General features: G+C 64.0%; 28 protein-coding genes, 1 tRNA gene and 2 pseudogenes. 18 read left to right on the top strand and 13 right to left on the bottom strand.

All coding sequences use genetic code 11. The features are described from left to right. Positions 1-389: pseudogene (locus tag LB547_RS26905) on the top strand (hypothetical protein); the annotation flags it as partial. Positions 390-480: 91 nt separating this feature from the next. On the opposite strand, the gene LB547_RS26900 reads toward LB547_RS26905, so the two are convergent. Beyond that, entirely contained in the window at positions 481-1,296 is an 816-nt protein-coding gene (locus LB547_RS26900) for a DUF1223 domain-containing protein (protein WP_140759146.1), read from the bottom strand. A gap of 179 nt (positions 1,297-1,475) precedes the next feature. On the opposite strand from LB547_RS26900, the pseudogene LB547_RS26895 reads away from it, so the two are divergent. Continuing rightward, positions 1,476-2,152: pseudogene (locus tag LB547_RS26895) on the top strand (ceramidase domain-containing protein). Between the two features lie 38 nt (positions 2,153-2,190). Here LB547_RS26895 and acnA read toward each other — a convergent pair. Then, positions 2,191-4,881 carry an aconitate hydratase AcnA gene (gene acnA, locus LB547_RS26890; RefSeq protein ID WP_140524606.1) on the bottom strand — a complete coding sequence of 897 codons (2,691 nt, stop codon included), beginning with the start codon at positions 4,879-4,881 and terminating at the stop codon, positions 2,191-2,193. A 284-nt stretch (positions 4,882-5,165) separates the two neighbouring features. Here acnA and ccmA point away from each other — a divergent pair, with 284 nt between their 5' ends. From ccmA to LB547_RS26865, 5 genes are all read left to right on the top strand, one after another. Next, complete coding sequence (gene ccmA / locus LB547_RS26885; protein ID WP_140759147.1) at positions 5,166-5,774, top strand: heme ABC exporter ATP-binding protein CcmA; 609 nt, start codon at positions 5,166-5,168, stop codon at positions 5,772-5,774. Between the two features lie 196 nt (positions 5,775-5,970). Then, the gene (gene ccmB / locus LB547_RS26880) at positions 5,971-6,636 is read left to right on the top strand and encodes a heme exporter protein CcmB (protein ID WP_140759149.1); all 666 of its coding nucleotides are present in this window, start codon (positions 5,971-5,973) and stop codon (positions 6,634-6,636) included. After that, positions 6,623-6,772, top strand: a complete 150-nt coding sequence (locus tag LB547_RS26875; protein WP_181169879.1) for a hypothetical protein — start codon at positions 6,623-6,625, stop codon at positions 6,770-6,772. Before ccmB ends, LB547_RS26875 begins: the two co-directional genes overlap by 14 nt. Continuing rightward, positions 6,769-6,942 carry a heme exporter protein CcmD gene (gene ccmD, locus LB547_RS26870; protein ID WP_140514011.1) on the top strand — a complete coding sequence of 58 codons (174 nt, stop codon included), beginning with the start codon at positions 6,769-6,771 and terminating at the stop codon, positions 6,940-6,942. Before LB547_RS26875 ends, ccmD begins: the two co-directional genes overlap by 4 nt. Further along, positions 6,939-7,520 carry a DsbE family thiol:disulfide interchange protein gene (locus tag LB547_RS26865; RefSeq protein WP_140759151.1) on the top strand — a complete coding sequence of 194 codons (582 nt, stop codon included), beginning with the start codon at positions 6,939-6,941 and terminating at the stop codon, positions 7,518-7,520. The genes ccmD and LB547_RS26865 overlap by 4 nt, the downstream gene beginning before the upstream one ends. 14 nt (positions 7,521-7,534) lie before the next feature. Here LB547_RS26865 and ppa read toward each other — a convergent pair whose 3' ends face one another. The 5 genes from ppa to LB547_RS26840 form a co-directional block, all read right to left on the bottom strand. Continuing rightward, positions 7,535-8,068, bottom strand: coding sequence for an inorganic diphosphatase (gene ppa, locus LB547_RS26860; RefSeq protein ID WP_140759153.1), 534 nt, complete (start codon positions 8,066-8,068; stop codon positions 7,535-7,537). A gap of 190 nt (positions 8,069-8,258) precedes the next feature. Continuing rightward, positions 8,259-8,765, bottom strand: coding sequence for a GNAT family N-acetyltransferase (locus tag LB547_RS26855; protein ID WP_140492466.1), 507 nt, complete (start codon positions 8,763-8,765; stop codon positions 8,259-8,261). A gap of 116 nt (positions 8,766-8,881) precedes the next feature. Then, positions 8,882-9,520 carry a TPM domain-containing protein gene (locus LB547_RS26850; protein WP_140492470.1) on the bottom strand — a complete coding sequence of 213 codons (639 nt, stop codon included), beginning with the start codon at positions 9,518-9,520 and terminating at the stop codon, positions 8,882-8,884. 8 nt (positions 9,521-9,528) lie between these two features. Next, entirely contained in the window at positions 9,529-10,338 is an 810-nt protein-coding gene (locus LB547_RS26845) for a TPM domain-containing protein (RefSeq protein WP_181165206.1), read from the bottom strand. Positions 10,339-10,389: 51 nt separating this feature from the next. Beyond that, positions 10,390-11,025, bottom strand: a complete 636-nt coding sequence (locus LB547_RS26840) for a LemA family protein (RefSeq protein ID WP_140514006.1) — start codon at positions 11,023-11,025, stop codon at positions 10,390-10,392. Between the two features lie 162 nt (positions 11,026-11,187). Between LB547_RS26840 and LB547_RS26835 the strand changes: the two genes are divergently transcribed. The 6 genes from LB547_RS26835 to LB547_RS26810 all read left to right on the top strand — a co-directional run bounded on the left by LB547_RS26835 (position 11,188) and on the right by LB547_RS26810 (position 16,451). Then, positions 11,188-11,439: a hypothetical protein gene (locus LB547_RS26835; RefSeq protein WP_140492477.1), complete on the top strand. Its 252-nt coding sequence runs from the start codon at positions 11,188-11,190 to the stop codon at positions 11,437-11,439. Between the two features lie 7 nt (positions 11,440-11,446). Continuing rightward, on the top strand, positions 11,447-12,331 hold the full coding sequence (pdxY, locus tag LB547_RS26830) for a pyridoxal kinase PdxY (RefSeq protein WP_140514004.1): 885 nt from the start codon (positions 11,447-11,449) through the stop codon (positions 12,329-12,331). Then, positions 12,328-13,098: a DUF429 domain-containing protein gene (locus LB547_RS26825; RefSeq protein WP_140524621.1), complete on the top strand. Its 771-nt coding sequence runs from the start codon at positions 12,328-12,330 to the stop codon at positions 13,096-13,098. Before pdxY ends, LB547_RS26825 begins: the two co-directional genes overlap by 4 nt. 138 nt (positions 13,099-13,236) lie before the next feature. Further along, positions 13,237-13,881 carry a carbonic anhydrase gene (locus tag LB547_RS26820; protein WP_140492485.1) on the top strand — a complete coding sequence of 215 codons (645 nt, stop codon included), beginning with the start codon at positions 13,237-13,239 and terminating at the stop codon, positions 13,879-13,881. Then, on the top strand, positions 13,878-14,312 hold the full coding sequence (locus LB547_RS26815; protein ID WP_140492488.1) for a nuclear transport factor 2 family protein: 435 nt from the start codon (positions 13,878-13,880) through the stop codon (positions 14,310-14,312). The genes LB547_RS26820 and LB547_RS26815 overlap by 4 nt, the downstream gene beginning before the upstream one ends. A gap of 84 nt (positions 14,313-14,396) precedes the next feature. Beyond that, positions 14,397-16,451: a M3 family metallopeptidase gene (locus LB547_RS26810; RefSeq protein WP_140759155.1), complete on the top strand. Its 2,055-nt coding sequence runs from the start codon at positions 14,397-14,399 to the stop codon at positions 16,449-16,451. On the opposite strand, the gene LB547_RS26805 is transcribed toward LB547_RS26810, so the two are convergent. The 4 genes from LB547_RS26805 to LB547_RS26790 all read right to left on the bottom strand — a co-directional run bounded on the left by LB547_RS26805 (position 16,452) and on the right by LB547_RS26790 (position 21,085). Beyond that, positions 16,452-17,957 (bottom strand): M81 family metallopeptidase, encoded by a 1,506-nt coding sequence (locus LB547_RS26805; RefSeq protein ID WP_140759157.1) that lies wholly within the window; start codon positions 17,955-17,957, stop codon positions 16,452-16,454. It lies immediately after the preceding gene. Positions 17,958-18,035: 78 nt separating this feature from the next. Next, positions 18,036-18,860, bottom strand: a complete 825-nt coding sequence (locus LB547_RS26800; RefSeq protein ID WP_140554800.1) for a carbohydrate ABC transporter permease — start codon at positions 18,858-18,860, stop codon at positions 18,036-18,038. After that, positions 18,857-19,726, bottom strand: coding sequence for a carbohydrate ABC transporter permease (locus LB547_RS26795; RefSeq protein WP_140554801.1), 870 nt, complete (start codon positions 19,724-19,726; stop codon positions 18,857-18,859). Before LB547_RS26795 ends, LB547_RS26800 begins: the two co-directional genes overlap by 4 nt. Positions 19,727-19,852: 126 nt before the next feature. Then, positions 19,853-21,085, bottom strand: coding sequence for an ABC transporter substrate-binding protein (locus LB547_RS26790; RefSeq protein ID WP_140554802.1), 1,233 nt, complete (start codon positions 21,083-21,085; stop codon positions 19,853-19,855). A gap of 280 nt (positions 21,086-21,365) precedes the next feature. Here LB547_RS26790 and LB547_RS26785 point away from each other — a divergent pair, with 280 nt between their 5' ends. The 3 genes from LB547_RS26785 to LB547_RS26775 are packed head-to-tail and all read left to right on the top strand — an operon-like array spanning position 21,366 to position 24,112. Next, positions 21,366-22,136: an SDR family oxidoreductase gene (locus tag LB547_RS26785; RefSeq protein WP_140759159.1), complete on the top strand. Its 771-nt coding sequence runs from the start codon at positions 21,366-21,368 to the stop codon at positions 22,134-22,136. A 2-nt stretch (positions 22,137-22,138) separates the two neighbouring features. Further along, entirely contained in the window at positions 22,139-23,206 is a 1,068-nt protein-coding gene (locus LB547_RS26780; protein WP_140759160.1) for an ABC transporter ATP-binding protein, read from the top strand. 24 nt (positions 23,207-23,230) lie between these two features. Continuing rightward, complete coding sequence (locus LB547_RS26775; protein WP_140492512.1) at positions 23,231-24,112, top strand: MurR/RpiR family transcriptional regulator; 882 nt, start codon at positions 23,231-23,233, stop codon at positions 24,110-24,112. Positions 24,113-24,115: 3 nt separating this feature from the next. Here LB547_RS26775 and LB547_RS26770 read toward each other — a convergent pair whose 3' ends face one another. Further along, positions 24,116-24,433 (bottom strand): DUF167 family protein, encoded by a 318-nt coding sequence (locus tag LB547_RS26770; protein WP_140654987.1) that lies wholly within the window; start codon positions 24,431-24,433, stop codon positions 24,116-24,118. Between the two features lie 13 nt (positions 24,434-24,446). Continuing rightward, positions 24,447-24,737 carry a YggT family protein gene (locus LB547_RS26765; RefSeq protein ID WP_140492518.1) on the bottom strand — a complete coding sequence of 97 codons (291 nt, stop codon included), beginning with the start codon at positions 24,735-24,737 and terminating at the stop codon, positions 24,447-24,449. Positions 24,738-24,873: 136 nt separating this feature from the next. Between LB547_RS26765 and LB547_RS26760 the strand changes: the two genes are divergently transcribed. Then, a tRNA-Ala gene (locus LB547_RS26760) sits at positions 24,874-24,949 on the top strand. Positions 24,950-25,274: 325 nt separating this feature from the next. Beyond that, the gene (locus tag LB547_RS26755; protein WP_140524635.1) at positions 25,275-26,021 is read left to right on the top strand and encodes a helix-turn-helix domain-containing protein; all 747 of its coding nucleotides are present in this window, start codon (positions 25,275-25,277) and stop codon (positions 26,019-26,021) included. Positions 26,022-26,047: the final 26 nt, after the last annotated feature.

The raw sequence follows: 26,047 nt of genomic DNA, 5'->3' as shown, positions 1-26,047 counted from the left end.
CCCCCCCCCCCCCCCCCCCCCCCCCCCCCCCCCCCCCCCCCCCCCCCCCCCCCCCCCCCCCCCCCCCCCCCCCCCGCGACTGGTGCACGACGTGCGGCTTCGATCGCGAAAGCGGCATCGGCTGGGCCGGCGGCTATGTCGGGCTCGGCGTTTCCAGTTCGAACCTGTCCGGCCGCACCTTGCGCGACCTGGTGCTCGGACACGACACGGAGCTGACCCGGTTGCCTTGGGTCAACCGTACGGTGAAGAAATGGGAGCCGGAGCCGCTGCGCTGGCTCGGCGTCCACGCCATGTACCAGCTCTACCGCATCGCCGACCGGCGGGAGGCAAACGGCCTGGGGCGGACGTCGCGCCTCGCCGCTTTCGCTGATCGCCTGACCGGCCATTGAGGCAGGTCACTCAAACGCGATTCCGTTTGGTCGACAGGCATGAATGGAGACCGACAGCGCGTCGCATCATTTCCGTTTTCGGCGGCGCGCTTCAGAGCCTTCGATCGAACGGCGCATCGGAACCGGGGCGGTGAATGAAGGCGGCGCCCAGGATGGGCCCTGGCAGGCCGTCCTTGCCGACGGACTGCAAAAGCACGGCGCAGCCGCCCTTCTTGGAAATCTCACTCATCGGCAATTCGTAGCGCTGCGCCTTGCCGTGCCAGATGCCCGCTGTCTGGATGCCGGTCACCGCGTTCCAATAGGTCATCTTGCGGCCCGTGTTCTCGCCCTGGCCGATCGTGACCGTCTGCGGCGGCTCGAAATAGACGATGACGACATGGGCATCGCTGGGACCGGTCCCGCCATCGCCGGTATCGATCATGACGCGGTCGCTGGTCCGGCTGATCTTGATGGCGACCCGCATGTCTTCGCCGATCCTTGCCATGCGGGCGAGTTGGCCATCGACCTCGCCGCGATTGGCGCCGTTGACATGGACCCGGCCGTTGATGACCGCCTGCGGCGTATAGACTGAGCGGTTGCCGAAGGCCCGCATATACTCATATTGCCGCTCGGTGTTTTCCTTGCTGCTCAGCGTGTCCCGCCAGCCGAGATAATCCCAGTAGCCGACGTGATAGGAGAGCGCGACAAGATCCTGCCTGGCGGCAAGTTCGGAGAAGAAGGCGTCGGCAGGCGGGCAGGAACTGCAGCCTTGGCTGGTGAACAGCTCGACCACGCCCACGGGCCTGTCGCCCTGGGGCTTGTCGGCCAGGAGCCCGCCGGATTCGCCGGCGTGCCCGGCACCGGCGAACGCCGAGATGGCCAGCGCAAACGCTGCCAGCCACAATGATCTACGCGAGGCCATGACCATTCCAATTCCCGCCGGTGATGCCGGCTTTGTTTTGATTGGCTGAAATATGTGGCAGAACCGGAAGTCAACGGGAAGTCACGTTGCGGTGAAATTTTGCCATTGCAAGCCTGGGTAGGGCGGCAATAGGAGAAGCCACTGCATTTCAACCGGCGGTTCGATTCGGGGGCGGGATCATCATCATGTGGCAAAGTTTCCTGGCTCCAGTCGATCTTTATTGCGAGCGAACGGGTCCTGAACTTTGGGCCGAGCCGGTGAATGCTTTGACCAACCTGGCTTTCATTGCCGCGGGACTATGGGGCGTCCGCGAAGTGCGCGATGCAGGACCGGCATTTTCGCCGAGGTCCTGGCCTGGTGGGTGGTGGCGATCGGCGTCGGCTCGACGATCTTTCACATCTTCGCCACCAAGGGAACGGTCTGGGCCGACGTGGTGCCGATCGCCGGCTTCACGCTGGCCTACACGCTGTTCAACCTGCGCCGCTTCCTGCGCCTGGAATGGGGCAAGGCGATCGCGATCTTCGTCGTTTTCTATGCCGTTGTCGGAGCGATAACTCTGGCCGTGCCGGATTGGCTGCGCCAGGCGTCGAACGGCACCACAGGCTACCTGCCGCCGTTCCTGGCGCTCGCCTTCTTCGGTGTCTGGGTGACGGCCAGCGGCAATCGCGCCGGCTGGTATAATCTGGCCGGATCGGCGATCTTCGTGCTGTCGGTCATCTGCCGCATGGTCGATCCGCTGGTCTGCACCAGCTTCCCGCTCGGCACGCACTTCCTCTGGCACCTGCTCAACGGGCTGATGCTGGGCGTGCTGCTGGCCGCCGCGGCGCGCTACGGCGCGCCACAGCGAGGCAGTAGGCAGTAGGTCCTATTTCCTACTGCCTAAGCCCTACTCCCTTGCCGCTACGCGGCAAGATCGCGCAACACGTACTGCAAAATGCCGCCGTTCTTGAAGTAGTCGAGTTCGTCAAGCGTATCGATGCGGCAAATGATCGGCACCTTCTTCACCGTGCCGTCGCCATAGGTGATCCTGGCTTCCATCTTCTGGCGCGGCTTGAGGGCGTCCAGGCCGTCGATCTCGACCAGCTCATCCCCTTTCAGGTTGAGCGAAGCCCATGAGGTGCCTTCCTCGAAGACGAAGGGGATGACGCCCATGCCGACCAGGTTGGAGCGGTGGATGCGCTCGAAGGACTGGGCGATGACCGCGCGGACACCAAGGAGGTTCGTTCCCTTGGCCGCCCAGTCGCGCGACGAGCCGTTGCCGTATTCGACGCCGGCGAAGATGACCAGCGGCACGCCTTCCTTCTTGTATTGCATCGCCGCGTCGTAGATCGATTCCTCTTCCTTCGACGGGTAATGGATGGTGTAGCCGCCTTCCCTGCCGTTCTCGCCCAGCATGTGGTTGCGGATGCGGATGTTAGCGAAGGTGCCGCGCATCATCACCTCATGGTTGCCGCGGCGCGTGCCGTACTGGTTGAAGTCGGCAACGCCGACGCCATGCTCAGTAAGGTATTTGCCGGCCGGCGAGGCGGCCTTGATCGAGCCCGCTGGCGAAATGTGGTCGGTGGTGATCTTGTCGCCGAACAAGCCCAGCACGCGGGCGCCCTTGATGTCGCCGATCTTGCCGAAGCCCGTGGTCATGCCGGCGAAATAGGGCGGGTTCTGCACATAGGTGGAATTGTCGTCCCAGGCATAGGTCTGGCCTTCCGGCGCCTTGACGTTCTGCCAGTTCTCATCGCCCTTGAAGACGTCGGCATATTTGCGGGCGAACAGCTCGCGCGTCACGTTCTTCTCGATGAATTCCTGGATTTCCGCCGAGCTCGGCCAGATATCCTTGAGGTAGACCGGCTTGCCGTTCCTGTCCTCGCCGAGCGGCTCGGTAGTCAAGTCTTTCGTCACCGTGCCGGCCAGCGCGTGCGCCACGACCAGCGGCGGCGAGGCGAGATAGTTGGCCTGCACGTCGGGCGAGACACGGCCCTCGAAGTTGCGGTTGCCGGAAAGCACCGCGGCGGCAATCAAACCCTTATCGTTGATGGTCTTGGAGATCGGCGCCGGCAGCGGGCCGGAATTGCCGATGCAGGTGGTGCAGCCAAAGCCGACCAGGTTGAAGCCGATCTGGTCGAGCTCCTTCTGCAGGCCGGATTTCTCGAGATATTCGGCGACCACCTGGCTGCCTGGCGCCAGCGAGGTCTTCACCCAGGGCTTCTGCTTGAGGCCGAGGCGATTGGCGTTGCGGGCGAGCAGGCCGGCGCCGATCAGCACGCTCGGGTTCGAGGTGTTGGTGCAGGAGGTGATGGCGGCGATGACGACGTCGCCATGGCCGAGATCATGGCCGGTGCCTTCGACGGCGTAGCGCTTCGAGATTTCAGCCGCCTTCTTGTATTCGGTGTCCATAGCCTTGACGAAGCCGGCCGGGATGCCTTCCAGCGCGACGCGGCCCTCTGGGCGCTTCGGGCCGGCCATCGACGGCACGACGTCGCCGAGATCGAGCTCCAGCAAGTCGGTGAAGACCGGGTCGGCGGAGCCTGCGTCACGCCACATGCCTTGCGCCTTGGAGTAGGCTTCGACCAGCGCGATGCGGCTTTCCTCGCGGCCCGACATTGTGAGGTAGCGGATGGTCTCGCTATCGACCGGGAAGAAGCCGCAGGTGGCGCCATATTCAGGCGCCATATTGCCGATGGTGGCGCGGTCGGCCAGCGTCATATTGGAGAGACCGGGGCCGAAGAATTCGACGAACTTGCCGACGACGCCCTTCTTGCGCAGCATCTGGGTGACGGTGAGCACGAGGTCGGTGGCGGTGACGCCCTCCTTCAGCTTGCCGGTGAGGCGGAAGCCGATGACCTCGGGCAAAAGCATGGAGACGGGCTGGCCGAGCATCGCCGCCTCGGCCTCGATGCCGCCGACGCCCCAGCCGAGCACGCCGAGGCCGTTGATCATGGTGGTGTGCGAATCGGTGCCGACGCAGGTGTCGGGATAGGCTGATGTTTCGCCGTCCTCGGTGTTGGTCCACACCACCTGGCCGAGATATTCGAGGTTGACCTGATGGCAGATGCCGGTACCGGGCGGCACGACGCGGAAATTGCGGAACGCCTGCTGGCCCCATTTCAGGAACTTGTAGCGTTCCTCGTTGCGCTCATATTCGAGCTCGACATTGCGCGCGAAGGCCATCGGCGAGCCGAACTCGTCGACAATGACGGAATGGTCGATGACGAGGTCGACCGGCACCAGCGGGTTGATCTTTTGCGGGTCGCCGCCGAGCGAGGCCATGGCGTCGCGCATCGCCGCCAGGTCGACCACCGCCGGAACGCCGGTGAAATCCTGCATGAGGACGCGGGCAGGGCGATAGGCAATCTCGACGCCGGCCGTCCCCTTGTCGGTCAGCCAGCCGGCGACGGCCTTGATCGAGTCCTTGGTGACGGAGCGGCCGTCCTCGTTGCGCAGAAGGTTCTCCAGCAGAACCTTCATCGAATAAGGCAATTGGGCGATGCCGGTGAGCCCGTTCTTCTCGGCCTCGACGAGGTCGAAATAGGTATATTCGGCGTCGCCCGCTTTCAGCGTGCGGCGGCAATTGAAACTGTCGAGGGATTTTGACACGTGCGATCCGTCCTTGTCTGTTCAGCCTGAAAGGGAACGGACGCCGATGGCATGCAATCACGCGCAAAGGTGCGGGTACGGCCATTTCCGCTGTCCGCTCCCAAGCAACCCGAGCCGTTCAAGGCGGCGCGTGCGCTGGTTCGGCGCTAGTTCTGTTCCCGCGCCGACCGCTGGCACGGATGCACCGCATATAGAGAATTTTCTGGAATAGTTCTAGACAGTTAAAAAGCAAATTTGTGCGATGCGGCAGGGGCCGAGGCGGATTGTTTCAGGGCGGGCGAGGGATGCGGCTTATCGCCGAAAATCTGGGCGGCGAACGCGGCGGCGAGACGGTGTTTTCGGGCATTGGCTTTGACCTCGATCAAGGCCAGGCGCTTGTGGTCACCGGGCCGAACGGATCAGGCAAATCGACCTTGCTCAGGATCGTCGCCGGACTGCTGCCGAAGGCTGAAGGCAATTTGCTGATCGAGGGCGGCGGCGATGAATTTCCGTCGATCGCTTCGGCCTGCCACTATCTCGGCCATCAGAACGCAATGAAAACGGCGCTCAGCGTGACGGAAAACCTGCGCTTCTGGCGCGACTACAACGGCGGTGGATCCTTCGGCGTCGAGGAGGCGCTGGAGACGGTCGGACTGGGCGGCATCGGCCATCTGCCGTTCGGCTATCTCTCGACCGGGCAAAGACGACGCGCGGCGATTGCGAAACTGCTGGTCAGCCATCGGCCGATCTGGCTGCTCGACGAGCCGACGGCGGGTCTGGACAGGGATTCGGAGGCGCGATTCGCGGGATTGATGAGGGGGCATTGTGCGGATGGTGGGATGATCGTCGCGGCAACGCATCTGCCGCTCGGGATCGAGGGGGCGCAGACGTTGAGGATGGGGCAGGCCTTTTGATGACGGCACTCTACGGCGCCCCCCTCTGTCCTGCCGGACATCTCCCCCTCGAGGGGGGAGATCGGCTGCCAGCTTGGCTTTCGCCAATTACAACGGTTGAAAGATTGGCGCGCCACCGAAGCTGCCAATCTCCCCCCTCGAGGGGGAGATGTCCGGCAGGACAGAGGGGGGCGCTCAAGCGCGAGTATCTCATATCATGCTAGCCCTCCTCCTCCGCGATATCCGCCTTTCGATTCGGGCCGGCGGCGGGGCGCTGACGGGCGTGATCTTCTTCCTCGCCGTGATCGCCACCATTCCCTTCGGCGTCGGGCCGGACCTGAGACTGCTAGCCCGCATCGGCCCGGCGATCCTGTGGATCGGAGCACTGCTCTCTTGCCTGCTCGGCCTCGACCGGTTGTTCCAGGCCGACCGCGAGGACGGCTCGCTCGATCTCCTGGTGCTTGGCAACGACCGCCACATGCTGGCGCTGACGGTGCTCACCAAATGCCTGGCGCATTGGGCGGGCAGCGTGCTGCCGCTGGTGGTCGCCGCGCCCCTGCTCGGCCTGTTCATGAACATGGAGCCGGTCGCCATCGGCGCCACGGCGCTTACGCTGCTGGTCGGCACGCCGGCGATCACCTTCATCGGCGCCGTCGGCGCGGCGGTGGCGGTGGCGCTGCCGCGCGGCGGGCTCCTGATTTCGGTGCTGGTGCTGCCGCTGACCATCCCGGTGCTGATCTTCGGGGTTTCGGCGAGTTACGGCGCGACGGCCGATCCCGATCCGTTCCTGCAGCCTTTCCTCATTCTTGCCGCGCTGACGTTGTTTCTTGCCGTGCTCGGACCGCTGGCGGCGGCGCTGGCGCTGCGCCATGGCACGGATTGAGGCGGCCACGACCGGCAAGGGCTGCGGCGCGGCGGCCAATTGCGCGGTCACCGGCGTGGGGCTAAGGGAAGGCATGATCGAGCGCGGCGGAAGGATCGAATTGGCGGGCGGCATGCCGACGAGGCAGCCGGCATGAGCCCGCATGCGCTCTACGTCACCGCCGCCTATGCCGTCACGGCGATTGCGCTGGCCGGGCTGATCGGCTGGATCCTGCTCGATCAACGGGCCCGCAAGCGCGAACTGGCCGAACTCGAGGCGGCGGGCGTGCGCCGACGCTCCGACAAGGGCGGGGAGCGCGCGTCATGAGCACGGATATGCCAACGCCGGCGCCGGCCCGGCGCCGCCTGTTCGTGCTGTTGCCGCTGCTGGTCTTCCTCGGGCTGGCGGGGCTGTTCCTGGCGCAGCTCCTGTCGGGGCGCGACACTTCGGAGGTGCCGTCGGCGCTGATCGGCCTGCCGGCGCCGCCGACCAACCTGCCGCCGCTGGACGGCACGAACCTGCCGGGGCTGGATTCGAAATCGTTCGCCGGCAAGGTGACGCTGGTCAACGTCTTCGCCTCATGGTGCGCGCCTTGCCGCGAAGAGCACCCGGTGCTTTTGGGGCTGGCGCAGGACAGGCGCTTCACCATGGCGGCTCTGAACTACAAGGACCGGCCGGAAAACGCCCGCCGGTTCCTCGGCGATCTCGGCAATCCGTTCCAGGCGATCGGCGTCGACGAGGCCGGCCGCACGGCGATCGACTGGGGCGTCTATGGCGTGCCGGAAACCTTCGTCATCGGCAAGGACGGCAAAATAGCCTACAAGCATGTCGGGCCGCTGACGGCCGAGACGGCTCGGACGCTGCTGTTGCCGCAGATCGGGAAGGCGCTGGCCGCGCCGAACTGAGGTGACCGGCCGGCCTACTTGCTTGCCTTGGCCCGCTCGATCGCGTCGACGATCATTTTCTTGGCATATTTGGAATCGTGCCAGCCCTCGATCTTGACCCATTTGCCGGGTTCGAGATCCTTGTAGTGCTCGAAGAAGTGCTGCACCTGATCGCGGGTGATCTCGGGCAGCTGCGTGTATTCGGTGACGTTCTCGTAACGCAGCGTCAGCTTCGGCGACGGCACGGCGATGACCTTCTCGTCCTGGCCGGCATTGTCTTCCATGATCAGCACGCCGATCGGCCGCACATTGATGACGCAGCCGGGCACCAGCGCGCGCGTGTTGCAGACCAGCACGTCGATCGGATCGCCGTCGCCAGACAGCGTGTGCGGAACGAAGCCGTAATTGCCGGGATAGCGCATCGAGGTGTGCAGGAAACGGTCGACGAACAGCGTGCCGGCCTCCTTGTCCATCTCGTATTTGATCGGCTCGCCGCCGATCGGCACCTCGATGATGACGTTGACGTCCTCGGGCGGATTCTTTCCGATGGCGATGGCTTCAATACGCATGACTTATCCCTCTCTCGATTGGCAGACCGATAGCGGGCGGCGCAAAATGGTGCAATGCGGCGAATGGTGCTCAAGAACGCCCAGCAAGACGCAATGGCATTCAATGCGTTCAATCATTAGCAGAAGATGTTTCAGTGTCGTGATTGCGTAGGTTGCGCTTCGCGCCGCTTACGCGATCGTTCCTCGCCGGTCATTCCCAGACGAAAGCAACCTTCTTCAGCGCCTTCTGCTCGAATATCTCGACGCCTTCGGCGATATCGCGGCCGCCGGCGCCGGAATAGAAGGCGAGCGCGTTCTGATTGTCTTCCAGCGCCCACACCACCGTGCCCTTCAATCCGTGGTCGGCAAGCCGCGCCCGTGCCGCCTTGAAAAGCCGGCTGCCGAGCCCGATGCCCTGATATTCCGGCCGCAGGTACAATTCATAGATCTCGCCCTGCTGCTTGAGTTCGCGGGCCCGGTTCTTGCCGATCGTGGCGTAGCCGGCAACCGTGCCGCCGATCTCGATCACCAGGACGGTGGCGGCGCGGCGGATGGCATTGGCCCACCAGTCGGCGCCGCGACGGTTGATCATCGATGTCAGGGTGCGGTGCGGGATGATGCCGCTATAGGCGCCGCGCCAAGCCTGCAAATGCACGTCGGCGATCGCCGCGGCGTCGCGCGATTCGGCTTTGCGGATATCGATGCTCAGCGTATTCATGATTTGTTAACCATAAACCCGCATCGCTCGAATGCAAGAGTCCGGGCAGTCCGGAGGACGCTTTCTCACAGGCCGTCATCGCCTGCGCGATGCGCGTTCGAGGCTGTCGGTGGAGCTCAAATCTCGACCAGATGATCGTCGAGTTCGTTGGTGTCGCCCGACGTCACCGGGAAGTGCTCGGCGAGCACCGCTCCAACCGATTGGATCGCCTTGACGAAGCCGTCGGCAAGCCGGTCGTCGCCGGCATGTGCGGTAAGCTCGCGCACCACATCGTCCCAGACATGCTGGCCGACCTTGGCGTCGATGCCTGAATCGGCGACCACCTCGGCGTAGCGCTCGGTGACCGACACGAACACCAGCGCTCCGGTACGCGCGGTGGTGCGGTGGACGTTGCGGGCCAGGAACTGCTTCAGTGCGTTGTCATGCGCGGTCTGATAGCGCAGCCGTCTCGGCACCATATGGATGCGCAGCCCCGGAAAGGCCCATAACAGCAAAAGAAAGCAGGCCAGCGCCAGAAGCTGGGCAATGACGAAGTGCGGCAGACGGATGGTTAGCCACCAGGCCTCGAGCCCATAGGCGACGGCGAGGCTGACCAGCAGCGTGGCGAGAGCCGCCACGAAGGCAGCCGGAAAGAAGTAGTTGCCGCTGGCATGCGCCACCACGCAGTAGATTTCGCCGTCGGTCCTTGATTCGGCGGCGCGGATCGCCCCGGCGATGCGCTCATGGTCCTGCGGGCTGATCGGTCGTATCGCCATGATCCCTCTCACCAGCTTCCCGAAGAGCCGCCGCCGCCGGAAGAGCCCCCACCGCCGGAGAAACCACCGCCGCTACCGCCCGAGGACCAGCCGCCGCCGCCCGACCAGCCGCCACCACCTGACGACCAGCCGCCACCCGACGATCGCCGGCTCGGCTCGAACGTCATGCCGAGCCAGCGGTAACGGCCGGGACCGATCTTCTGGCCGAAGATCGGCGGCAACACCGAGGCCGCTATGCTGCCGAAGAAGATGAGCGCCCAGATGCCGATGAAGATGGCGAAGAACAAATCGTCGGAATTGAACGGCGCCTGCTGGTTGCGCTTGCCGCGTGCTTCCAGCTCCTCGGGATTGCCGTTGAGCACCATGATCATGTCGTCGACGGCCTTGGTGATGCCGCCGGAGAAATCGCCGGCACGGAAGGCCGGCACCATGTCGTTTTCGATGATCAGCTTGGTGTGCAGGTCGGTCAGCGTGCCTTCCAGCCCGTAGCCGACCTCGATGCGCATCTTGCGGTCGTTCGGCGCGACCAGAAGCAGCACGCCGTTGTTCTCCTTCGCCTGGCCGAGTTTCCAGAACCGGTACAGCCGGTTGGCATAGGGCTCGATCTCCTCGCCGCCGAGACTGGGAATGGTGGCGACGACGATCTGATCGGAGCCCTTCGTCTCGAAATCGGCAAGCTTCTGCGTCAGTGCCGCCCTGGTCGCCGCATCGATGATGCCTGCATTGTCGACGACACGGCCGGTCAGCGCCGGGAGCTCGGCGGCGAGGGCCGCAAATGGCACCACGAGAACGAGGAGCAGGACAGCGACGCGATACATGGCGCGTCGTCCCTCATTGGCGAGCAGGATCACCACGTCGGAATCCGGCAATCATCCGCCCTGTTTCGTGCCGAAATCGACCTTCGGCGTCTGCAATTTGTCCTCCTCGACCGTGAAATTGGCGAAGGGCTCGTTGCCGCGGAACCAGAACGTCGCCCACAGCACCGAGGGGAAGGTCCGCAGCGTCAGATTGTAGTCCCTGACCGCCTGGATGTAGTCACGCCGCGCCACCGCGATGCGGTTCTCGGTACCTTCGAGCTGCGCCTGCAGCGCCAGGAAGTTCTGGTTGGCCTTCAGGTCCGGGTATGCCTCCGACACAGCAAGCAGCCGCGACAGCGCGCTGGTCAGCCCTGCCTGGGCATCCTGGAACCTCTTGAGGGCTTCGGGATCCTTCAACGTTTCTGGCGTTACCGTGACCTGCGTCGCCTTGGCGCGCGCCTCGACCACCGCGTCAAGCGTGTCCTTTTCGTGCGAGGCGTAGCCCTTGACCGTCTCGACCAGGTTGGGGATGAGGTCGGCGCGGCGTTGATACTGGTTCAGCACCTCACTCCACGCCGCCTTGGCGTTCTCCTCCGCCGTCGGGATGGTGTTGTAGCCGCAGCCGGCAAGCAGCGGCAGCATGACGGCCATCACCAGCAAGGCGGGCAGCGTGCGGAATGTCGGGAAAGCAAGGCGCTGGGCAAACATGATCGGTCCCCTCGGTAGAAGTTGCATGCGAAGCATTACCACAATCGGCGCGCAAGAAAACGACCTCGGCGCAGACGGTTACCGATGGGGTTACGGTCGGTCGCAAGGCGCTGTAATTGACGGAGCGAACGCGGTAAGGTCGCCACGAAACAGGACAGCATCATGGTGCAGCGCCAGGACAGCGACACCGAATCGCGCCGCATCCTCGAGCGCGTCGCGCGCGAAACCGATCCGGCCGCCACTTCGCTCGCGGCGCGGACCGCGAAGGCCGTTCGCGACCACGTCGCGGCGGCCGATGCCGACCGCGCGGATCCGATCGAAGTCTGGGGCACGCGCATTGGCCGGATAATTGGGCTGCTGCTGGCGCTGGGCCTGATGGTCTGGCTCGTGCTTTTCCTCACCCGGGGCAGTTAGGAATCCAATGAGCACCGAGCAAGCCGACGCGCCGCGCGCGGTCATCGTCATTTCCAGCCATGTCGCACGCGGCTCGGTCGGCAATCGCGCCGCCGTCTTTGCGCTGGAATCGCTGGGTTTCCCGGTGTGGGCGGTGCCGACAATCCTCCTGCCCTGGCATCCCGGCCATGGGCGCGCGACCCGCATCGTGCCGCCGCTCGATCAGTTCAAGGCATTGATGGCCGATCTGGAGCGCGCGCCGTGGCTGGGCGAGGTCGGGGCGGTGCTGTCGGGCTATCTCGGCGAGGCCGGCCAGGCCGAAGCCGTCGCCTCGCTGGTCGCCGCGGTCAAGGCGAGGACGCCCGACGCCGTCTATATCTGCGATCCGGTAATGGGCGATTCGGGCGGGCTCTATGTGCCGGAGCCGACGGCGATCGCCATGCGCGACCGGCTGATGCCGATCGCCGACATTGCTACCCCTAACCGCTATGAGCTGGAATGGATGGCCGGCGTGCCGTTGCCCGACCTGAAGTCGGTGATGGCCGCGGCGCTCCATGCGGGGCCTTCAACCATGCTGGTCACCTCGGCGCCGTCGATGATTTCAGGCGGCACCGGGAATCTTCTGCTCGACGGCAGCCAGGCGCTGCTCGCCGAGCACCGCGTCATCGACAAGCCGCCGAACGGTTTGGGCGACCTGACAGCGGCGGTCTACCTGGCGCGCATCCTCTCCGGCCAGCCGGCGATCAAGGCGCTGCAATCGACGACGGCGGCGGTCTACGAGATCCTGGCGCGCACGGCCAAACGCGGCGGCGACGAATTGCAGCTCGAAACCGATGCGCAGAGCCTGTCGCACCCGATGGCGATGGTGCAGCTTCGCCGTCTCACGCATCCGGGGCGGGACCGCCGCGCGTGACATCGGCCGAAGTCGTTGTTGCCGGCGTCGACGGCTGCAAGGCCGGCTGGATCGTCGTTCGACGTGCACCCGGCTCATTGCCCTCCGTCGAAATTTTCGCCAGCTTCGCCATGCTGCTCGCTGCGGTTCCCGACGACGCGATCGTCGCCGTCGACATGCCGATCGGCCTGCCTGAATTTTCGAGCAAGGGCGGGCGCGGACCGGAGGCGCAGGTCAGGTCGCTGCTCGGGCCGCGCCAATCCAGCGTCTTCTCGATCCCGTCTCGTGCGGCACTCTACGCCGATACCGCCGAGTTCACTTCGATCGAAGCCTGGTACGCCGCGCACCGCCGGGCGAGCGACGTGGCCAGGACGACATCCGATCCGCCGCGCGGCGTTTCGATCCAGGCATTCGGCATCTTTGGCAAAATACGCGAGATCGATACGTTGCTGATCTCGCGGCCCGAACTGCGTGGCCGCGTCTTCGAATCGCATCCGGAAGTGGCTTTCTGTCGGCTCAACGGCGGGCAGGCCATGCTGCTGCCGAAGAAGGTCAAGGGCAGCATCAATCCGGCCGGCATGGCGGAACGCAAGGCGCTGCTTAGCCGGCACGGCTATGCCATAGACTTCCTCGATCAGGCGCCGCCGCGCGGTGCGGCCGCCGACGATTTCCTCGATGCGGCGGCGATGATGCTGATCGCCGGCCGCATCGCCGCCTGCACGGCACGGCCGTTTCCCGACCCGCCACTTACCGACGGCTTTGGCATACCGGTCGCCATCTGGGCGTGACAACATTGCCCAGCTTTGCGCCTGACGCAGGGCATTTCTCACCAACCCCACAATTCTGCATTGCTCGCGACGGGCTTTTACCGCTAGAGCGTTTTCTCGACCGCAACGAGCTGCCGCCTCCAACCCGGAAAGCCGCCCATGCCTCACCTTCCCGACCACCTTCTTGCCGGCTACCGCAATTTCATGAACGGTCGCTATCTCACCGAGAGCGGCCGCTATCGCGAGCTCGCCCGGGAGGGGCAAGCGCCGGAAACCATGATCGTCGCGTGCTGCGATTCCCGCTCGGCTCCCGAGGCGATCTTCGACGCAGGGCCCGGCGAACTCTTCGTGCTGCGCAATGTCGGCAATCTGGTGCCGCCTTACGAGCCGGACGGCGAGTTCCACTCGACCTCGGCCGCGCTCGAATTCGCGGTGCAGAGCCTCAAGGTCAAGAACATCGTTGTCATGGGCCATGGCCGCTGCGGCGGTATCCGTGCCGCGCTCGACGCCAATTCCGCGCCACTGTCGCCGGGCGATTTCATCGGCAAATGGATGAGCCTGATCGCGCCGGCCGCCGAGACCGTGTCGGCCAGCACCTTCATGACTGCGACGGAGCGCCAGACGGCGCTGGAGCGCATCTCGATCCGCTATTCCCTCGCCAATCTCAGGACCTTTCCCTGCGTCTCGATCCTTGAGGGCAAGGGGCGGCTGTCGCTGCACGGTGCCTGGTTCGACATTTCGACCGGCGAGCTCTGGGTGATGAACAAGGAAACCGGCGATTTCGAGCGCCCGGTGCTGGAGTGACCGAAACGGCACGCCAGGCAATGAACATCCGGCCGGTCATGTTCACCGCCGCCGCACTGCTGATGGCGATCATGGCCGCCCGTGCCGATGACGGCGCCATCATCAGCCGCTGGTATTCGGCCCTGCTGGTCGCCGACCGCACCGAACTTTCCGACCTGCTCGCCGACAATGTGCGCATCGAACTCGACGACCTCGGCATCGTGCAGGGAAAGCAGGAGTTCATCGCCTCGCTCGACGAATGGAAAGGTGCGGTTGCTGGTGCCGCGATCCGACACCGGATCGAGAAGAACGAAGGCGGCGTCACCACGGTGATCGCCTGCTACGACTTCCCCGACAACGACATGCTGATGCATGAGACCTTCGCCATAGCGGGCGACCGCATCACGGCCAGCACGCAGAAAGCGCTTGCGGAAAGCTGCGAAGCCTACTGACCGGCAGCGCTGTTGCGCGCGCCGGACGAGCGCCCTACATCGGTGATTTCAGCCCTCCCGACCTGCCAGCCCGAAAGACAATCCATGCCCGCCACGAAAGCCGTCGACCTCGCCGCCCATCCGCTGACCACGTGGCAAGGGCCACTCGGCCTGCCCGATTTCGCCCGATTTGGCGACGACGAGTTCGCACCCGTCTTCGACGCGGCGCTGAAGGCGCATGAGGCCGAGATCGAGGCCATTGCCGCGAACGAGGATACGCCGACCATCGAGAACACGCTTCAAGCCCTGGAGCTCGCCGGCGAAGCGCTCGACCATGTCTCGTCGATCTTCTGGTGCCGTGCCGGGGCCCACACCAACGAGGACATCCAGGCGCTGGAGCGCGACATCTCGCCAAGGATGTCGAGGCATTTCTCGGCGATCTCGATGAATGAAAGGCTCTTTGCCCGCATCGACGACCTTTACCGGCGCCGCGAGACGCTCAAGCTCGATGCCGAGAGGTTGCGGGTGCTGGAAAAGACCTGGAAGGGTTTTGTCCGCTCGGGCGCGAAACTCGATGCGGATGGCAAGAAGCGGCTGGCAGGGATCAACGAGGAGCTGTCGTCGCTCGGCACCAGCTTCGGCCAGAACGTGCTTGCCGACGAACGCGACTGGGCGCTGTTCCTGGACGAGGCCGACCTGGCCGGCCTGCCGGATTTCGTGAAGAGCTCGATGGCCGAAGCCGCCGAGACGCGCGGCCAGAAAGGCCGCTACGCCGTCACTTTGTCGCGCTCGATCTACGAGCCGTTCTCGACCTTCTCGGAGCGCCGCGACTTGCGCGAGATCGCCTTTCGCGCCTTCACCATGCGCGGCCAGAATGGCGGCGCGACGGACAATACAGCCGTCGTGCGCGACATGCTGAAGCTGCGCGCCGAGAAGGCGAAGCTGCTCGGCTACGGCTCCTTCGCGGCGCTGAAGCTCGACGACACCATGGCCAAGACGCCCAAGGCGGTGCACGACCTGCTCGATCCCGTATGGGAAAAGGCGCTGGAAAAGGCCGCCGACGACCAAAAGGAGCTGGAACGGCTGGCGGCGGAAGCCGGCAGCAACGAAAAATTCGCCGCCTGGGATTGGCGTTTCTACCAGGAGAAGCTGCGCGCGGAGAAATTCGCCTTCGACGAGGCGGAATTGAAGCCCTATCTCCAGCTCGACCGGATCATCGATGCCTGTTTCGACGTCGCGACAAGACTGTTCGGCATCACCTTCGAAGAGAGGAAAGGCATTGCCGCCTGGCATCCGGACGCGCGTGTGTTCGTGGTGAAGAATGCCGATGGCAGCGAGCGCGGCCTGTTCCTGGCCGACTATTTCGCGCGGCCGTCGAAACGCTCCGGGGCCTGGATGAGCGCACTGAAATCAGGCTACCGCCTGGGCCCCGGCGCGAGCCCGATCATCTACAACATCATGAATTTCGCCAAGCCGCCCGTGGGCGAGCCGGCGCTGCTGTCGGTGGACGAGGCGAAGACCTTGTTCCATGAATTCGGCCATGCCCTGCACGGCATGCTGACCGATGTCACCTGGCCTTCGGTGTCGGGCACTTCCGTCAGCCGCGATTTCGTCGAACTGCCCTCGCAGCTCTACGAACACTGGCTGACCGTGCCGGCGGTGCTGGAAAAGCACGCTTTGCATGTCAAGACCGGCAAGCCGATGCCGAAGGCTCTGCTCGACAAGATGCTGGCGGCGCGCACTTTCGGGGCTGGCTTTGCCACGGTGGAATTCACCGCCTCGGCGCTGATCGACATGGCCTTCCATGCAAGGCCCGACGCGCCTGAGGAGCCACTTCGTTTCGAGGCCGAAACGCTCGAAAAACTCGACATGCCCGACACCATCGCGATGCGCCACCGCACGCCGCATTTCGGCCATGTCTTTGCCGGCGAGGGCTATTCGGCCGGCTACTATTCCTACATGTGGTCGGAAGTACTCGACGCCGACGCCTTCGCCGCTTTCGAGGAGACGGGCGACCCCTTCAATCCCGCGCTGGCCGAGCGGCTGAGAAAGAACATCTATGCCGCCGGCGGCTCGAAGGATCCGGAAGAACTCTACACCGCGTTTCGCGGCAAGATGCCGTCGCCGGAAGCCATGATGGTGAAGCGGGGGCTGGTGTGATCAGCCAATTTCCCCCCTTGTGGGGGAGATCGGCTGCTTCCAGGGATCCGCCACCCTTGGCCAGATCGCCCGCTTCAGTTTCCTGTAATCCGTCACCGCCGGATTGCTGGGATACGCGCTCGGCGCCGAGAGATAGATGATCTCGGCGGCGATCGGTTCGAAGCCGGCGTAGAAATGGTTGGTCGATTTGATCAGCAGCATGTCCTTGGCCAGCGGATCGACGCCGATGTTGGAAAAAATGTCCGGCTCGAAGGTCTGCGTGCGGTTGGTGTTGAGGATGATGTCGACCTCGGTGCCCTCGATGCGGATCAACGCGGCGGGCCCGAGCGTCACCCGGCTCGGCCCGAAGCTCTGCCAACCTTCGGCGAGAACTTTCAGCACTGTGACACGGGCGTCGATCGGCTCGCCGGCCTGGGGCCCGGACTTGCCGCCGAAACGCAGGTCGATGACGGCGCCCTCGCCCGCGGCCCGGCAGAAGGTCACGGCGACCGGATCCCAGATCGTCGCCACGCCGACATTGTCGATGCCGCGGGCCAAAAGCTCCCGCAGCACGATGGTGCCGTCACCCGGCACGCCGCCGCCCGGATTGTCCCAGATGTCGGCGATGACCACCGGCCTGCCGCGCTTTTCAGCGTGCACCGCCAGCGCCCGATCGATGCCATCGCCGGCGCTCAGCATCGTCATCGCCGTCTTTTCGCGCATCGCGTAGAGCTCGCGGCCCAGCGTTTCGGCCAGCGCGTCGCCCTTGGCCTTGTCATTGTCGGTGACGACGAGCATGCGCGTGCCCATTTCGGGCACATCCGCCGCCATGAAGCCATGGATGACCGAGACCGACAGCACGCCGTCCCTGCCGTGCAGCGCCTTGATGCGGTCGACGAAGGAGCGCATCGGTTCGCGGCTGGTCGGCAGCACCTGGATCATGCGGCAGTCGAAGGTCGAGATGACGGGCTTGATCTCGCCACGCGCTGCGGCAAGGCCGAGCTCGACGACATGCTCGCCGCGCTCGTAGAAGTCGGTGTGCGGGAATTCGAGGAAATAGGCCATGATATCAGATGCCGCCACGCGCTTGGGCGTGAGATGACTGTGCGGATCGAACTCGCAAGCGATCACCACGCCAGGCCCGACGACCTCGCGCACCCGTTCGAGCAGGTCGCCCTCGCAATCGTCATAGCCTTGCGCCACCATGGCGCCATGCAGGCCGAGAATGACGGCCTCGACCGGCAGCGCCGCCTTGAGCTGGCCCAGAATCTCGTCGCGCAGCGCCTCGTAGGTCTGCCGCTGCACCAGGCCGCCGGGTTCGGCCCAGGTGGCGGTGCCCTCGATGACGGTCAATCCCTCTGCGGCCGCGCGCCGGCGCAGCGCGACGATCGGCGAGGAGCACAGCGTCGGCGTCTCCGGATGCTTGCCCGGCCCGGCATAGAAGGCCATCTCGAACGATGCCCTGTCGGTCGGCACCGGCGAAAAGGTGTTGGTTTCCGTCGCCAGCGAGGCGGTGAAGATGCGCATGAAAGCTCCGTGGACAGGTTACTCTTCGTTCTCGCAATTCCGGACGGAAAACCGCCACACACTTTTTCAATGGAATTGCTATTTGACGGCCCCGAGCGCCAGCCCCCGCACGAGGTAGCGCTGCAGCCAGATGAACAGGATCGCCACTGGCAGCGTCGCCAGCAGCGTGGCGGCCATGACGTGATGCCATTCGATGGTGTAGCGCCCGGCGACCAGCGAGAACACCTGGATCGGCAGCGTATAGCTCTCCTGGCTGCGCAGCATGGTGAGCGCCACGACGAATTCGTTCCAGGCGTTGATGAAGGTGAAGATGGCGGTGACGGCAATGGCCGGCAGGCAGAGCGGCAGAAACACTTTGCGCAGCGTCAGCCAGCGGCCGGCGCCTTCCATCCAGGCCGCCTCCTCGAGATCGCGCGGGATGGTGTCGAAATAACTCTGCAGCATCCACACGGTGAAGGCGACGTTGAAGGCCATGTAGATGAAGCCGAGCGCGGTCGTCGATTCGACCAGCCCCCAAGCGGCCATCAACCGGAACAGGCCCAGCACCAGCACGATCGGCGAGATCATCTGCGAGATCAGCAGGAACTGGCGGAAGGCGCCATAGCCGGCAAAACGAAAGCGCGACATGGCATAGGCCGCCGGCACCGAGATCAGGATGGCGCCGACGGTGGCGATCACCGAGACATAGAGCGAATTGGCGAGCGCCCGGCCGAAGCCGGTCGCCACCCACATGTCGGCAAAATTCGACCAGCGGAATTCGCTCGGCCACCAGGTCGGCGACAGCACCTCCTGCCGCGGCTTGACCGCGGTCAGGAACATCACCGCGAAGGGGAAGACCGTCACCACGATCAAAGGCGCCAGCAGCAGCCAGGCGATGACGGTACGTTTCAGCTTGCTCCTCATACGCGCTGCTCCCGCATGGCGAGGCGCACATAGATCATGGTGAAGACCAGCAATATGGCGAACATCACCAGCGACACGGCGGAAGCCTCCCCCAGTTTGCCGATGCGGAAGGCAAGCTTGTAGAGGTGAGTGACCAGGATGTCGGTCGAGTTGGCCGGCCCGCCCTGCGTCATTACCCAGATGATCGGGAAGGAATTGAAGACGTAGATGGTGTTGAGCACGATGGCGATGTTGATGAACGGTTTCAGGAGCGGAAAGGTGATTTCGCGGAACTGCTGTGCCGGCGTCGCTCCTTCGAGCGCGGCGGCCTCGTAGAGATCGTCCGGAATCGAAGACAGGCCGCCAAGGAAGATCGTCGTGGTGAACGGCACCGTCACCAATATGCCGATCAGCACCTGCATCGGGAACGCCGTCTCGGCGCTGGCCAGCCATTGGACATTGTGATCGATCAGGCCGAGGCCGAGCAGCGCCGAATTCAGCATGCCGCTTTCGCCGCTCAGCGCCCAGCGCCAGACCACCGCCGTCATGGTCAGCGACACCGCCCAGGGCAGCATGATGATGACGCGGGCAAGGCCGCGGCCGTAAAAATCGGTGTTGAGGATGATGGCGACCGGGATCGACAGAAGCAGCGCGCCGCCAACCACCAGAACGGTCCATATCCCCGTGCGCCACAGTGCGGCGACGAAATCGGGATCGGCGGTGAGGGCGGCGAAATTGGCAAGACCGCTGAATTCGCGCAGCTGGCCGAAACGGTTGACGTCATGCGTGGCGATCTGGATCAGGTCCCAGACCGGCCAGAAGATCACGATTGCCGCCAAGAACAGGCTGGGCAAGGTCAGCAGATAAGGCAGGAAACGATTTTGCATCGGCTGGCCTGTAACCTCGGCGCACGGGATCGGAAGGTTCTGCTTATGCGGATTTCGGATCGGGAGACCAAAGATGTGGCGCGCCCCGCCTGAGTGGGGCGCGCCACGGGCGCAGGGAGATACGCCCTATTTCTTCAGCACGGCGTTGGCCTTCGCCGCCGCATCCTTCAAACCCGCCTCCGGGTCGCCGCCGAGGTATATCTTCTGGATCGCATCCGACGTGATCTGGGCGATCTCCTCCCAGCCCGGAATGACCGGCGCGAAGCGCGCATCGGGCAACAGCGCGGTGAAGGCGGCGAGGTCGGCATTGTTGACGTAATAGTCCATCTTGGCCTCTTCCTTGTTCACCGGCAGGAAGCCTTCGCCTTGCGTGAACTTGGCGCGCTGCTCCGTGGTGAACAGGAAGTCGAGCAGCTTCCAGGCCTCGTCCTTGTTCTTGGAGTTCTTGAACATGATGATGGAATCGGTGACGCCGTAGGTGCCGCGCGCGCCCGTCGGGCCGGCGGGTATAGCCGCCACGCCGTATTTGAGGCTCGGCGCCTCGTCCTTGATCTGGTTGGACAGGAAGGGTGCGGTGATCATCATGCCGACCTTGCCCTGCTTGAACAGGTTCTGAACGTCCTCACGGTTGTTGGAGGTGACGCCGGGCTCCGTCAGGCCCTCGTCGATCATCGACTTGTAGAGCTTGGCGGCTTCGAGCGCGCCAGGCGTGCTCAAGCCCGATGTGCCGTCCTTGTTGAGGATCTCGGTGCCGTATGACCACATCGCATAATAATAATAAACGTCGGTCTCGATCTCCTTGCCCTGCAGGCCGAAGCCGAATGTGCCGGACCCCAGCGCCTTGATCTTGCGGGCGTCCTCCTGCAGCTCGGTCCAATTGGCCGGCGGCTTGGCGATGCCTGCTTTCTCGAACAGCTCCTTGTTGTAATACATGGCGCGCGCCGAAGCTGCGATCGGCAGGCCGTAGGTCTTGCCGTCCATGATCGAAGGCGACAGGAACGTGTCGATGAAACGGCCCTTGAAGTCTGGCGTGATGTAGCTGTCGAGCGGCTCGGCGACGTCCTGCTGCACGAAGTCGATCAGCCAGCGCGTGCCGATGATCGAGAGATCCGCATTGGTGCCGGCGGTGATGTCGGTGGTCAGCTTCTGCAAGAGCACATCCCACGGCACCACTTCGAACTTGACCGTGATGCCGGGGTTCTTTGCCTCGAACTCCTTCTTGACCTCCTCGAAGTAGGGGCCGGTCTTGGCGCTGTATTCGGCGACCGTGACGCGCACCTCGCCGGCTTGCGCCTGTGCCGCGAAGGCCAGCATGCTCATTCCGGCCATCAAGCCGACAGTCCATTTCGCAATGCTCATCCGATCTCTCCCATTTTGTTCCGCGCTTTTGCGCTCCTCACGCCGATGTTGGCGCAGGATTATGTGACTTTCCTACATTATCGAGGATCTGGCCGCACGCAAGCAGATTATCGTGTTGCTTAATTACATTCCATTCACTAGCCTGCCGACATCTGCCTAGAGCAGTTCACCGTTTCATGGAAACGGAGAACCACTCTAACTCTTTGTTTTGACGCAATTCCGGACCGAAAACCGTATACACTTTCCTGGAATTGCTCGAACTGCCGGAGGAGCAAGCGCCGTGGTTTCGAAAGCCGAGTTCGAAGGCCGCACTGTCGTTGTCACGGGCGCCGGCGGTGGCCTCGGCTCGGCGATCGTCGCGTTGCTGGCCGGAAGAGGCGCGCGGGTGGTCGGTTGCGATCAATCGGAGGAGGCGTTGGCAAGCCCGCACCTCGCCTCGCGCCATGTCTTCAACCTTCTCGACCGGGTTTCGGTCGAGGCAGCCGTCGCGGCCGTGCTCGACAAGGACGGCGTGCCCGGCATCCTGATCAACAATGCCGGCTGGACGCGCGCGGAGACGCTCGGCGCATTGACGGCCGACAGGATAGGGCAGGAACTCGACCTCAACCTGACCGGCGTGATGACTTTTGCCGACCCGCTGGTGAAGGCGATGGCGGCGCGCGGTTCGGGCAGCGTCGTCTTCATTTCTTCCGTCAACGCCATCGCCCATTTCGGCAATCCTGCCTATGCCGCCGCCAAGGCCGGCATCAACGCCTATGCCAAGGCGATCGCCGTCGAGCTCGGCCGCAGCGGCGTTCGCGCCAATGTCGTCTGTCCGGGATCGATCCGTACCGCCGCCTGGGATCATCGCCTGGCCAAGAACCCCGACATTCTCGGCAAGCTCCAACGGCTCTATCCGCTCGGCCGCATCGTCAATGCCTCGGAGGTGGCGGAAGCCGTGGCGTTTCTTGCCTCCGACCGGGCGTCCGGCGTAACGGGCGTGGTGATGCCGGTGGATGCCGGCCTGACCGCCGGCTGCCTGCCGTTCATCGACGACATAGTGGGAGCGTGACCATGACCGACGTCCAGTTCCGCGGCCTTTCGAAATCCTTCGGCCAGCACAGCATCCTCGAGAATATCGACCTCGACATCGAGAGCGGCGAATTCGTCGTGCTGGTCGGCCCGTCCGGGTGCGGCAAGTCGACCTTGCTGCGCATGCTGGCCGGACTGGAAACGATAAGCTCGGGCGATCTAGTCATTGGCGGCGTGCGCGCCAACGACCTGCCGCCACAGCAGCGCAACATCGCCATGGTCTTCCAGTCGTATGCGCTGTTTCCGCATCTCAAGGCCTCCGACAATATCGGCTTTGGGCCGAAAATCCGCGGCGAGAACCGCGCCGCGGTCGAGGACAAGGTCAAGAAGGCATCCGGCGTCCTCAACCTGTTCTCCTATCTCGACCGTTACCCCCGGCAATTGTCGGGCGGTCAGCGCCAGCGCGTCGCCATGGGCCGCGCCATCGTGCGCGAACCCTCGGTCTTCCTGTTCGACGAACCTCTGTCCAACCTCGACGCGCAATTGCGGGTGCAGATGCGCACCGAGATCAAGGCGCTGCACCAGAGACTGAGATCGACGGTCGTCTATGTCACCCACGATCAGATCGAGGCCATGACCATGGCCGACCGCATCGTGGTGATGGATCGCGGCCGGATCCAGCAGGTCGGGCCGCCACTGGAGCTCTATGACCGGCCGGCCAACAAGTTCGTTGCCGGCTTTCTCGGCTCGCCCTCGATGAGTTTCGTTTCCGGGTCCCTCAAGACGACGGCCACGAACAGCTGGTTCGAATCGACCGGCGGCGGAAAGCTTGCGCTTGCCGGCAAAGAGGTGCGGACAGGCGGCGCGGTGGAGGCCGGCATCCGGCCCGAACATTTTGTCATCGGCGAAGCTGCCGACGCCATGACCATCAAGGTGGACGTCGTCGAGCCGACGGGCTCCGAAACGCATGTCTACGGCGCCATTGGCAGCGATACGGTGCGCGTCGTCTTCCGCGACCGGATGCAGGTGAAGCCGGGCGACCGCCTGCCGGTCTCGGTCGAGCCGCGCAACGTCCATCTTTTCGACAAGGCGACGGGCCTGCCTCTATGAAAGCACAAGCGTGAAGACACCGGCATGAAGACACCGGCCGACATCATCACCCGGTTGCAGCTGATGTCGCAGGACGGCACCAAGTCGGATCGCCGGCTGGCGGGCCTGGTCCTGTCCGATCTCGATTTCGCCTCCAAGGCGGCGATCTCGGAGATCGCCGCGCGCGTCGGCGTCAGCGAGCCGACGGTGACCCGCTTCTGCCGCAATCTCGGCTGCGAAGGCCTGCGCGACTTCAAGTTCTATCTGGCGCAGGCGATCGCCATTGGCGGACAGTATCTGTCGCCCGAGCCGCTGAGCCGCGACGCCCGCGAGCAGCGCATCGCATCGGCCATCACCGAGGCGGCGATATCGGCCATCCAGCGCGCCAGCGAAAACCTCGACATGACGACGCTGGTCGATGTCGCCGCGCGCATTGCCACGTCAGGCAACGTGCTGTGTGTCGGCTCCGGCGGCATTTCCTCGATGATGGCGACCGAGATGCAGAACCGGCTGTTCAGGCTGGGCCTGCCGGTGCTGGCGCAGATCGACGGGCAATTGCAGCGCATGTACGCCGCCGTGGCCACGCCCGACACCACGCTGGTCGCCTTCTCGGTTTCCGGCTATGCACGGTCGGTCATCGAGGCGGTGCAGGTCGCGCAGCAATATGGCGCCACAACGGTCGCCGTCACCGCGCCGGACTCGGCATTGGCCAGGGCCGCCGACACCGTCATCCATTTGCAGCCGCTCGAGGACGGCAACATCTACAAGCCGACATCGTCGCGCTATGCGCTGCTGGCGATCGTCGACATGATCGTCACGTCGGTGGCCGAGACGCGCGGCCCGAAGGTGCTGGAGAATTTGCGCCGCATCAAGCAGAGCGTGAACACGCTGAAGGTCGACGATCCGCGTTTGCCGCTGGGCGATTGAACTTCAGGCCGAAGCACTGAGCGCCTCGATACGCTGCATCAGCACCTGGGGTTCACCCGTCACGCGCAGCGTCTTGAGCCGTGCCGTGCCGCCGACGACAACCGAAACGGCCGAGGCCGGCACTCCAAGCGTCTTGGCGGCCAGCTTCTCCAGCGCTTGATTGGCGGCGCCGTTTTCGGGCACGGCGCGGACCCGTGCCTTCAAATGGCTTCGCCCATCAGCCGATCTCTCTATGCCTTCGAACCTGTCCATGGAAGACTTCGGTGTCAGCCGGACGAACAATTCGATGCCGTTCTCGCGGATGCGGAACGGGGCACTCATGCGAGCATCGGGTTCACAGCACCAGCGGTGCCACGGTGGTGAGCAGGAACTGCCTGAGGAAGAACAGGATCAGCAGCAGGATGATCGGCGAGATGTCGATACCGCCAAGGTCCGGCATGAAACGTCGGATCGGCCTGAGCGCCGGTTCGGTCAGCCGGTAGAGCATATTGCCGATGCTGCCGACAAACTGGTTGCGCGAGTTGACGACGTTGAAGGCATAGAGCCAGGAAAAGATCGCCGAGATGATGATGACCCACCAATAGAGGTCGAGCGCCATGACGATTGTTTGAATGAGGGCGAGCATGCCGGTCTCCAATTGTTGCCGACATGTAGCCATTGCGCGCGAAACCGGCAAGGGCAGGCTTCGGCCGCCAGGATTTCGGCAAAACGTCGCCTTGACAGAAAACTGCCGTGCCCGATAAATGCGCCATCCGCTGGACGGGGCTGTAGCTCAGCTGGGAGAGCGCGTCGTTCGCAATGACGAGGTCAGGGGTTCGATCCCCCTCAGCTCCACCAGCGGGATAGTCGTTTTCTTCTCTTCGCTGCATTGCAACAGCCGAACCCACGTCGGTGGCTACGGTGCGAAATGTCACGACACTGGCGCCCTTTTCCGTCCATCATGAAGGATTGCGAGAGCCTTCCGGGGCAAACGCCTGTCAATTGGACTTATGGCGGTGATCGCTATGGAATCGCGCTATTTTTTTTGGAATCCACCCCATTAGAGTGACATTACCAAATCAGTTTTTTCTGTGTGTTGTAGCAAGGCGTTTCGGTGGGGGCGGCTGACGGCGCTATACGGATTTGGAAGTCGATATGAAGAACCCGCCCGCGGAAGCAAAACGTGTCAATTCGCGAGTATCTCGCTGCAAATCTCAGACGGCTCTGTAAGGAGCATGCCTCGGTAAGCGCGGTATGCCGGGAACTGGGCATCAATCGCACGCAGTTCGAACGCTACCTTCAGGGACAGACCGTTCCGAACAAGGCGACAGCCAAGCTGATCTGCGACTATTTCCGCATCGACGAAGCCGAATTGTACCGGGAACCGGGCGCGCCGAAGCCTGCGGTTCGTGGCCTGCCACCGATTTCCGAAAGCCTGTTCAACCAAATGATCCGGCCGCCCGCCCCGTCGATCGCGGGCGGCACCTACTTCACCTATTTTTCGATCCCGGCCCGCCCCGACCTGTTGATGCGGTCGGTGACCTTCGTGCGGCGCGACGCCGAGCTGGTGACGTTCCGAAGGGTTACCGGATGGTCGGAGCGCCGGGGAACGACATGGGCGCGGGCGCGCGGCAATCATTACGGCGTGGCGATCTCGCGCCTGAACTGGATCTACTTCAGCGGCGTCAATCGCCGCCAGACCGGTGAACCATCGCTGATCTCGGTGCAGTGGGCTCCCATCTCGGAACCGGTACTGATTGGCAAGGCCATGCTTCTGACGGAAGCCGGGCCGGCCTTCGTGTCGGTCATCATGCGGCAGGACGTATCCATCGGCCCGCGGCAGGCGATCCGCATGGCGCACGTCGTCAAGCTCGACGACCCGAGCCTCGACCAGCTCGTGGTCAGCCTCGCTCGGGAGGGGCTGGACTGATCGCGTCAGAATCTTCCCTTTTACGC

It is taken from the genome of Mesorhizobium sp. B264B1B (genome assembly GCF_020165765.1).
In the GTDB taxonomy this organism is placed as follows: Bacteria; Pseudomonadota; Alphaproteobacteria; order Rhizobiales; family Rhizobiaceae; genus Mesorhizobium.
Note: the sequence above shows the minus strand (reverse complement) of the source record. Positions and strands in the feature narration are given on the sequence as shown.